The 1,789-nt window shown below is 65.1% G+C and carries 2 protein-coding genes; one reads left to right on the forward strand and one right to left on the reverse strand.

Annotated features, from left to right (window positions below):
- Window positions 1-86 precede the first annotated feature (86 nt).
- Entirely contained in the window at window positions 87-302 is a 216-nt protein-coding gene (locus tag ABTU92_RS28485; protein ID WP_408094947.1) for a hypothetical protein, read from the forward strand.
- A gap of 233 nt (window positions 303-535) precedes the next feature.
- Here the strand turns inward: ABTU92_RS28485 and ABTU92_RS28490 are convergent.
- The coding region (locus ABTU92_RS28490) for an SUMF1/EgtB/PvdO family nonheme iron enzyme (RefSeq protein ID WP_408094948.1) at window positions 536-1,789 on the reverse strand (1,254 nt) is incomplete at its 5' end.

Raw genomic sequence — 1,789 nt, forward strand, 5'->3', positions numbered from 1 at the left:
CGCGCACCAGGGCGACCGCCCGTTCACGCGACAGCAAAGACCGTCGTTGATTGACGCTGCGCGACAATCATCCTTGAAAATACCGCTTGCGCACGACAATCAACACGACGATCATAACCTCGCCGCGACACCAACTCGCCATCCTGATTGTCGCGAACCTCCCATCAAAATTGTCGCGCTATATCCCAAGCCTTGTCGGCCGCCAAGGCTTCGGCGCCGATGAGCAGCGCGGTGACGAATATCAAGGATTCCCCAAGAGTGCCGCGGCGGCCTCTTCCGATCTGCGCATGTCGTCATTGTGATCACCTGCGGCGGGACTTCTCAGCGCTTCTCACCGCTGTGTCGCAGCGACCGAGGCGCGAGCCGCATCGCCACCGCGACAACGACAAACCACCAATGTGAAATAACCTTCGAGTTTCTGTCTCCGTGGCGGCTCAGTTCGCAGGCACTGGCTCTCCGGTTCTCGGGGCCCGGAGGGCTGCGCCCTTGGAACCCGGAAAGACGACAAGAAAACAAGCCGTGAAGAGGCGAAGATTCAAGGGGTGAGCGTCCTCCCGATCCGGAACCCATAGTCGCTGACCCGGCGGCCGGGGTAGTCCATGCTGCGGTTGGCTGCGCGGAGGTTCCTCGGATCGTTGAACCAGGACCCGCCGCGGAGAACACGACGATTGCAATCCCCTGTAATCCATGCCGACCCGTCCGACGGCGCCCCGGAGTAGCTGTCGTGGTAACAATCCGCCACCCACTGCCCTGCATTCCCATGGATCTCGTAAAGCCCGAAGGAATTCGGCTCGAACGAGCCCACCGGAACCGTCCGTTGCCGATACTCTCCTTTCGTTCCGTTACCGTAAGTGTTGTTGCCGTAATAGTTCGCCTGCCGCGGTGAGATCGATAACCCCCACCAGAATGGCGTCGCCGTCCCCCCTCGTGCCGCATACTCCCATTCCGCCTCGCTCAGAAGCCGATAGCTCTTCCCCGTCGTGCTCTTGATCCACTCCATATAGGCCTGGGCATCCTCCCAGCTCACGCAAACGACAGGATGCGAACCCCTCTGCTCGAAACCAGGATTGCGCCACGAACGCCCCGTCTCCTCCACCCACTTGTCGTCCTTGGCGTTCCACACCCAGCACGCATCGTCTGTCTTGTGCCCCGCCGCCGAAACGAATGCCGCGAACTCGTCGACCGTCACATGCGTCCTGCCCACCGCGAACGCTGCGCCGATCGTCACCCGGTGCTGCGGGCCTTCGTCATCCTCCCGGTGCTGCTCGCTCCCCGGTGATCCCATCGTGAACGACCCAGCCGGCACCACCACCATCTCGGGGCACGTCTCGCATTCCTTGAACACGTCCTTCGCCTTCAGCCCGCATTCCTCCGACGCCGTCAGAGGCGCCGCGCGCCGCGACGACAAAGACGCGAGCACCGGGGCTGAACCGCTCCCGCACGGCCCAGACGTCGCGGGCGGCAGGGTGGGCGCCACCGGCGGAGCAACGACCGCCACCGCAGGACCCGTGCCTGTCCCGGCCGGCGGCGTGAAATAAATCCGGTCGCGCCCGAGCGAGCCGTAGATCGCCGGCTCCTGCTGCCGCCGCGTCGCCTCCACCACGTCGGCGCGAACCTCCCGGAACAGGTCCGCCACCTCGAGCCCCGGCGTCTCCAGATGCCGCAGCAGCGCCTTCGTGAACGGGCTGTTGCGCCCGCTCCCGTCGTCGGCTGTGGTGCCCTCCCGCGCCGCGAACGCCACCAGCACGCTGCCGCTCGGCTCGACCCGGCCGAGCCCGCGCGTCACCGT

Source organism: Rhodoplanes sp. SY1, assembly GCF_046000175.1.
Taxonomy (GTDB): Bacteria; Pseudomonadota; Alphaproteobacteria; order Rhizobiales; family Xanthobacteraceae; genus Rhodoplanes.